Origin of the sequence: Catenulispora sp. EB89, from assembly GCF_041261445.1 — a bacterium.
GTDB lineage: Bacteria > Actinomycetota > Actinomycetes > Streptomycetales > Catenulisporaceae > Catenulispora.
Genome location: NZ_JBGCCU010000031.1, coordinates 127,214 through 134,455 on the forward strand (window position 1 = coordinate 127,214; position 7,242 = coordinate 134,455).

5 protein-coding genes are annotated in these 7,242 nt (G+C 69.5%); 2 read left to right on the forward strand and 3 right to left on the reverse strand.

Annotation, left to right across the window (positions count from 1 at the left end; translation table 11 throughout):
* The first annotated feature begins 175 nt into the window (after nucleotides 1-175).
* Complete coding sequence (locus tag ABH920_RS42810) at nucleotides 176-1,822, forward strand: glycosyl hydrolase family 18 protein (RefSeq protein ID WP_370355054.1); 1,647 nt, start codon at nucleotides 176-178, stop codon at nucleotides 1,820-1,822.
* A gap of 82 nt (nucleotides 1,823-1,904) precedes the next feature.
* Here the strand turns inward: ABH920_RS42810 and ABH920_RS42815 are convergent, their stop codons facing one another.
* The 3 genes from ABH920_RS42815 to ABH920_RS42825 all read right to left on the reverse strand — a co-directional run bounded on the left by ABH920_RS42815 (nucleotide 1,905) and on the right by ABH920_RS42825 (nucleotide 5,147).
* A complete protein-coding gene (locus ABH920_RS42815) occupies nucleotides 1,905-3,170 on the reverse strand; it encodes an alpha/beta hydrolase family protein (protein ID WP_370355055.1) in 1,266 nt (421 codons plus the stop codon).
* 322 nt (nucleotides 3,171-3,492) lie between these two features.
* Nucleotides 3,493-4,728, reverse strand: a complete 1,236-nt coding sequence (locus ABH920_RS42820; protein WP_370355056.1) for an RNA polymerase sigma factor — start codon at nucleotides 4,726-4,728, stop codon at nucleotides 3,493-3,495.
* A gap of 80 nt (nucleotides 4,729-4,808) precedes the next feature.
* Nucleotides 4,809-5,147, reverse strand: coding sequence for a YciI family protein (locus tag ABH920_RS42825; RefSeq protein ID WP_370355057.1), 339 nt, complete (start codon nucleotides 5,145-5,147; stop codon nucleotides 4,809-4,811).
* 151 nt (nucleotides 5,148-5,298) lie between these two features.
* Between ABH920_RS42825 and ABH920_RS42830 the strand changes: the two genes are divergently transcribed.
* Complete coding sequence (locus tag ABH920_RS42830) at nucleotides 5,299-6,714, forward strand: flavin-containing monooxygenase (RefSeq protein ID WP_370355058.1); 1,416 nt, start codon at nucleotides 5,299-5,301, stop codon at nucleotides 6,712-6,714.
* Nucleotides 6,715-7,242 lie beyond the last annotated feature (528 nt).

The following is a 7,242-nucleotide window of genomic DNA, read 5'->3' on the forward strand; positions in this document are numbered from 1 at the left end:
GACATCGGCGGCACCGTATCGCCCCTTTCGCGATGAATTCTGCGATCCCGCCGAAACCGGTCAACCCAGACTCCTTGACAGCCCGACAGGTCTAGTCCAATCTGCGTCCTAGCCGCAGCTCCGGAGCAGCCGGCATCCGCCAACTCGCCATTTTGTGCTGCCTGGAGGACGTTTGATGCTCAGGAATCTCAGTTCTCGCCGGAGACAGCTCCTCACTTCCGCCGGCGCCGCAGTCGGCGCGCTCGCCCTCGCCGGCGCCGCGGCGGCCTTCGCCACGAGCGCCACCGCCGCGCCGTCCACGCAGGCTGCCGCCGCCGCGGCGTCCGGCAACCTGCTGACCAACCCCGGGTTCGAGACCGGGGACCTGACCGGTTGGACCTGCGACGCCGGGACGGCCGCCGTCGTGTCGTCCCCGGTGCACTCCGGAAGCCACGCGCTGGCCGGCACGCCCTCGGGCTCCGACACCGCGCAGTGCACGCAGACCGTCTCGGTCCAGCCGAGCACGGCGTACACCTTCTCAGGGTACGTTGAAGGCTCGTACGTCTACATAGGCGTGACCAGCGGCACCTCCACCTGGACGCCCTCGGCGACCAGCTGGCAGCAGCTGTCGGTGTCGTTCACCACCAGCGCGTCGCAGACCTCTGTCCAGGTCTACATCCACGGCTGGTACGCCGAACCCGCCTACACCGCCGACGACCTCGCGCTGACCGGCCCCGCCGGCCCGCCGCCGACGACTCCCTCCACCTCGCCGACCACGGTCCCGACGTCGAGCACGCCGCCGACCACCCCGTCCAGCACGCCGCCCACGAGCACGACTCCCACCAGCACCCCGCCGACCAGCAGCAGCTCCTCCGCGCCGGGCGGCAGCACGTGCCCGGTGAAGTCGCGCCCGGCCGGGAAGGTGATCCAGGGCTACTGGGAGAACTGGGACGGCGCGCTCAACGGCGTGCACCCGGGCCTGGGCTGGATCCCGATCAACGACCCGCGCATCCAGCAGCACGGCTACAACGTCATCAACGCCGCGTTCCCGGTCATCCTGTCCGACGGCACCGTCGAATGGCAGGACGGCATGGATACTAACGTCAAGGTCGGTTCGCCCGCCGACTACTGCGCGGAGAAGGCGGCCGGCGCGACCATCCTGATGTCGATCGGCGGCGCGACCGCCAGCGTCGACCTCAGCTCGAGCGCGGCGGCCGACAAGTTCGTCTCGACCATCGTGCCGATCCTGAAGCAGTACAACTTCGACGGTATCGACATCGACATCGAGACCGGCCTGGTCGGCAGCGGGAGTATCAACACCCTGTCGACATCGCAGCAGAACCTCGAGCGCATCATCGACGGCGTGCTGGCGCAGATGCCGTCGAACTTCGGCCTGACCATGGCTCCGGAGACCGCCTACGTGACCGGGGGCAGCGTCACGTATGGCTCGATCTGGGGCTCCTACCTGCCGATCATCAAGAAGTACATGGACAACGGCCGGCTGTGGTGGCTGAACATGCAGTACTACAACGGCAGCATGTACGGCTGCTCGGGCGACTCCTACGAGGCGGCCACGGTCCAGGGCTTCCAGGTCCAGACCCAGTGCCTGAACAACGGACTCACCATCCAGGGCACGACGGTCAAGGTTCCGTACGATCACCAGGTCCCGGGGCTGCCCGCGCAGCCCGGCGCCGGCGGCGGGTACATGACGCCCTCGCTGGTGTCGCAGGCGTGGAACAGCGTCGGCGGGCAGATCAAGGGGCTGATGACCTGGTCGATCAACTGGGACGGCTCGTTGGGCTGGACGTTCGGCGACAACGTGAAGGGATTGGAAGGGCGCTGACACGCTGAACCGATAGGTAGACAGCCGTCGCGGGGTTCCACGCAGCTCAGGAGTGGAACCCCGCGACGCACTTCCGATGTTTTCAGTGCTCCTGCGCGGCGAAGAGCGCCAGAACCTGAGGCGTGGCCAGCTCCGCGGACGTGTTGTGGTCGACATGGCCGACGTCCACCAGCTTGACCTCGTCGCCGTGCTCGGCCAGCTGTGCCTGGCACTGCTGGGCGTTGGCGAACGCGACGCCGTCGTCCCCGTCGGCGGCGTAGATCTGCGCCGGGACGTTCGGGTGCCAGTCGCAGGACACGTCGTTCTGCTCCATCGCGTGCAGCAGCGCGCCGGTCGGGTGCTGGAGGCGTGCGATGTACTGCGGCGTGAGCAGCGCGGTCGGACTGCTCGGCAGCGCCGACAGGATGTCCTCCTCGCTGTGATCGCCGTCGTAGAGCCCTTCCACGATCGAGGCGTACGGCTGCTGGAAGACCTCCGCCGGGTTGTCGTAGAGGTGGTAGAGCCGGTTCATCGAGACGGTCCAGAACGAGATGTAGAGGACTTCGCTCTCCGGGTTGAGCGAGTTGCTCAACAACGCGGGGATCTCGGCGGTGCGCACGTTGTAGGGCCCGCTCATCGGCGCGACCGCCCCGAGCCGCCAGTGCCGACCGGCCTGACCGTCCTGGATCGCGTGCGCGAAGCCCATCGCCGCCGCGCCGCCCTGCGAGAAGCCGGTGACCATGACCCGTGAGTCGAGCTGCACGTCGTGGTCCTCGGCCAGGCTGCGGCTCGCGGTCAGCATGTCCTCCGAAGCCGTGACCTCCGAGGCCAGGTTCATGTACGGGTGATCGCCGGGCCCGGTGCCCAGCCCCAGGTAGTCCGGCGCGACGGCGGCGTACCCGGCGGAGCCGAACAGCTCGACGGCCTCGCGGTCGCCGCCGCCGGCCGTGACCGACGCGACGGCGCCACGCGTCGGGTTGGTGCCGTGGTCGTAGGAGATCACGTTCAGGTGGCTCCCGGCTCCGGTCGGCAGCACGACCAGACCGCTCGCGGTGGTCGGCCGGCCCTGCGGGTCGATGGTGCTGTAGGTGATCCGGTAGTCGGTGACCGCGTAGTGAACCCGCTTGGTGTCGCCGAAGAACGGCACGACCGCCGCCTGCACCTGCGCCGGAGTCAGCGCCGCGACCTCGGTGACCGACAACAGCCGGCCCCGGTCGTGGTGGTACCGGCCGAACGCCGCACCCCCGGGGCCGGACTCCGCCGCGTCGGCCACCCCGGCTGACGCGACGGTCAGCAGCAGCGCACCCGCCGCCCCCGCCGCGACGGCCGTCGCGATGTGCTTGCCGAAGAGGTTGTGTGAACGCATCATGACTCGCTTCCCCCCGAGATCAGGGCTTGTTCCGGTGTGACGTCCCAAGTCGATGACTCAAGTCTCCGGGGCGCGATGCGCTCGCACGATGGGCCTACCTGGTGTCTGTGGGGTGTATGTAGTTACACCCCTCAGGTGTGGGCAGGTGCTGACCGGCCGCACGAAGTGGTCCTCGACCGGGCCGGGAAGCCGGTTGAGAAGCCGACCGAGGCGGTCGAAGCACGCGCGCTCGATCAGCGGGGTCCATTCGGCCGGGTCGTAGGTCGGTGGAACCTGGTCAGGCTGCTCGGCCGCGGCAGGGAAGTGCGGGGTGGCGCCGTCGTCAACGCAAAGGCCGTTCCAGCAACCGTCGCTCCAACAACCGCCGCTCGGCATCGGTCGGTGCCAACTCCAGCGCCGTCCGCAGGCTCGCCTGCGCCTCCTCCTCGCGGCCGAGGCGGTGCAGCAGGTCGGCGCGCGTCGCGTGCAGCAGGTGGTAGCCGTCGAGGCGGCCGGATTCGGCCAGCGCGTCTATCTCGGGCAGCGCTGCCTCAGGGCCCTGAGCCATCGCCACGGCGACCGCTCGGTTCAGCTCGACCAGGGGGCTGGGGAGTACCTGCCGGAGCTGCTCGTAGAGCCCGACGATCTGCGGCCAGTCGGTCTCGGCGACCGAGGGCGCGGTGGCGTGGCAGGCCGCGATGGCCGCCTGGATCTGGAACGGCCCGGCGCGGCGGCGGCGCAGTGCGCGCTCCAGGATCGCCGTGCCTTCCTCGATCTCGTCGTGGTCCCACCGGGAGCGGTCCTGGTGTTCCAGCGTGACCAGTTCGCCGTCGGCGTCCAGGCGTGCCGAGCGGCGCGCGTCCTGGACCAGCATCAGCGCGAGCAGGCCCTGGGCCTCGGGCTCGTCCGGCATCAGCGAGGCCAGGACGCGCGACAGCCGGATCGCCTCCGTGCTCAGGCGGGCCTTGTGTTCCTGGTCGCTGTAGCTCTCGTTGAACAGCAGATACAGGACGTGCAGTACGGCCGGGAGCCGGTCCGGCAGCAGGTGTGCCGGCGGCACGCGGAAGGGGATGACGGCGTGCGCCACCTTCTGCTTGGCCCGGAAGATCCGCTGGCCCATCGTGCGCTCGCTGACCAGGAAGGCGCGCGCGATGTCGGCGGTGCTCAGCCCGGCCAGGGCGCGCAGTGTCAGCGCGACCTGCGCGTCGAGGTTCAACGCCGGGTGGCAGCAGGTGAACATGAGCTCCAGGCGCTCGTCCGGGATCTCGCTGTCGCGCGTGTACGGTTGCGGCACTTCGGCCTCCTGCGCGGCCCACTGCCGCAGCTTCGCCGCCTCGGTCGAGGCGCGCCGCAGGGTGTCGATCGCGCGGTTGCGGGCGGCGGTGGTGAGCCAGGCCAGCGGCTGGCGCGGCACGCCTTCCTCCGGCCACCTGCGCAGCGCCTGCGCGAACGCCTCCTGCGCGCACTCCTCGGCCAGGTTCCAGTCGCCGCCGGTGAACCGGATCATGGTCGCCACGATCCGGCTCCACCCGTCGGCGTAGATCTCGGCGACGACCTCGCTCGCCGGCTTGTCGGTCATCGCCGTGCCCGCCTGTTCCTCATGTTCCTGTAGGTGTAGGTGTAGGTATCCGTTCCGGGGTCAGTCGGTAGCCACCACGATCATTCGCCGTCGGACCAGAAGGGGCGCAGCTCGATCACGCCGTACCAGGCCATCGGGTGCCGGGACGCGACCTCGACCGCCTCGTCCAGGTCGGCGCACTCCAGGACGTCGAAGCCGGCGATCAGGTCCTTGGTCTCGACGTACGGCCCGTCGGTGAGCAGCACCTCGCCGTTGCGGACGCGCACGGTCGTGGTGTCGCTGTCCGGGCGGATCCGCTCGCCGATCAGGCGGGTCCCGTTGCCGTCGTTGTGCTTCACCCACTCCTCGATGTCGGGCGTTCCGGGAATGTCCTCGTCCGGCATGGCGGGGTCGACGCACACCAGCATCAAGTACCTCATGTGACTGCTCCGTTCACAGCTGTCCGGGCGGCTCTCGCCCCGTCTCATGGGAATGACGAACGGGTTCGCGGTATTACTACAGGCTCGCGCAAAAAATCTTCGGCCGCACGGCAGCCTGGCCAGACCATCAGCCTTCTGTGACACTCTCGGCATGCAGATCGCCGTCATCGGGGCCGGGATCGCCGGTCTGGCCGCCACCAAGGTGCTCACGGCCGTGGGCCACGACGTCACGACCTTCGACACCGAACCGGAGGTCGGGGGCGTCTGGAGTCCCAGGCGTCACTACCCGGGCCTGACCACGCAGAACACGCGGATGACCTACGAGTTCTCCGACCATCCCGCACCGAACACGTGGCCGGACTATCCCAGCGCCGAGCAGTGGCACTCCTATCTGCGCGGCTACGTGGACCGCTTCGACCTCGGCGCGAAGCTGCGCCTGGGCACCGGCGTCGCCCTGGCCGAGCCCACCGCCGACGGCTGGGACCTGAGCCTGGACTCCGGGGAGCACGTCGAGGCCGCGCACCTGGTCGTCGCCAACGGCGTGTTCTCCCGCCCGGCGATCCCCGACTGGCCGGGACGGGAGGAGCACGCCAAGGCCGGCGGCGTGGTCAAGGCCCCGTCCCAGCAGCTCACCCTCGACGACGGCAGGGGCAGGCACGTCGTGGTGATCGGCTACGGCAAGTCGGCCTGCGACACGGCGACGGCGCTGTCGACGGTCGCGGAGTCGGTCACCGTGGTGCCGCGCCGACTGCTGTGGAAGGGCCCGAAAGTCCTGCTCGGCAAACACTTCGAGGACGTGGCGATCACCCGCCTCGGCGAGGTGCTGTTCGCCAAACCGCAGCGTTTCGCACCGCTGTTCCGGGTCCTGAGCCGCGCGACCGTCAAGCAGCAGGGCCTGGCCGCGCTCGGCCTGATCCCGCCCGGCCGCTTCGACGACATCGCGTCCAGCAGCGCCAGCCTGGCCACCGAAGGCTTCTTCGACGCGGTGCGCGCCGGCACGATAGCCGTCCGCCGCGACCGCTCCGTCGCCGAGCTGCGCGGCGGCGACGACCCGCAGGCGGTGCTGGACGACGGGACCGTACTGCCCGCCGGCCTGATCGTCGCCGCCACCGGCTTCGAGCAGAGCGTGCCCTTCCTCGACCCGTCGCTCAGCGTGCGCACCGCCGGCGGCGACTTCGAACTGTTCCGCAACGTCCTGCCGCACCACGTCCCCCACCTGACCTTCGCCGGCTACAACACCTCGCTGGTCAGTTCCCTGAGCGCGGAAGTCGGCGCGATCTGGACCGCGGCTCACCTCGCCGGAGCCCTGACGCTCCCGCCGCCGGCCATCCGCGAGGCCCAGGCGCGCGCCGACCTGGCCGAACGTGCCGCGCGCACCCGCGGCAAGCACGCGAGCGGCACGGTGATCCTCCCGCACTCCATCGGCAACATCGACCTGATGCTGAAGGACATGCACGCGGTCCTGCCACGGCGGACGCGGATGGTGCAGTGGACTCGCCGGACGTATTCGACCGACTTTCGGGAGCCGCTTGCCGCTGCTGTGAGGGCGCTGGGGTCGGGGGCTTAGTAGATGTTGGGGTCTGAGTGTGGTGCTGCTGACCTGGGTGTGGGTGTGGGTGGCTTGGCTGGTGGCTGGTTGGTGTGATGGATGCGGTTTGGTTGTGGCTTTTAAGAGCTTTTTACGGCTTCGCCTAAGGTTTGGTGACCTCGCTGGGGGGCGCAGTTCGGTGGTGTGCCTGGCGATGCGCTGGCGGCCGGCGGGTGTTGCTGGACACGACCGCGCACCAGTCCGAGTCACTGCGCACGCGTCAGGTGGGCGGGCGGCGGCCGCGTGTGGTGGGCACCAACAGTCAAAGACAGGGCCTCCGGCGGCGCCTGCGCGGCGAGCGGCCTCGCTCCGGGGATGGGGGGCCGCGCTGTTGGGTGCCGGACACTGCTTGTGGTCGCCTATGTCCCGGGTTCCCCGTCGCATCGTCGCCTCACGGAAGCAGACCGGTCCGCAAGAGCGGGGAGTTAAGGGTTTGGTGGTGGTGTCAAGGCTTGTTCGGTGGTGATGGTGTAGGTGCCGGGTGCGCATTTGGTGATGTGGCCGCGG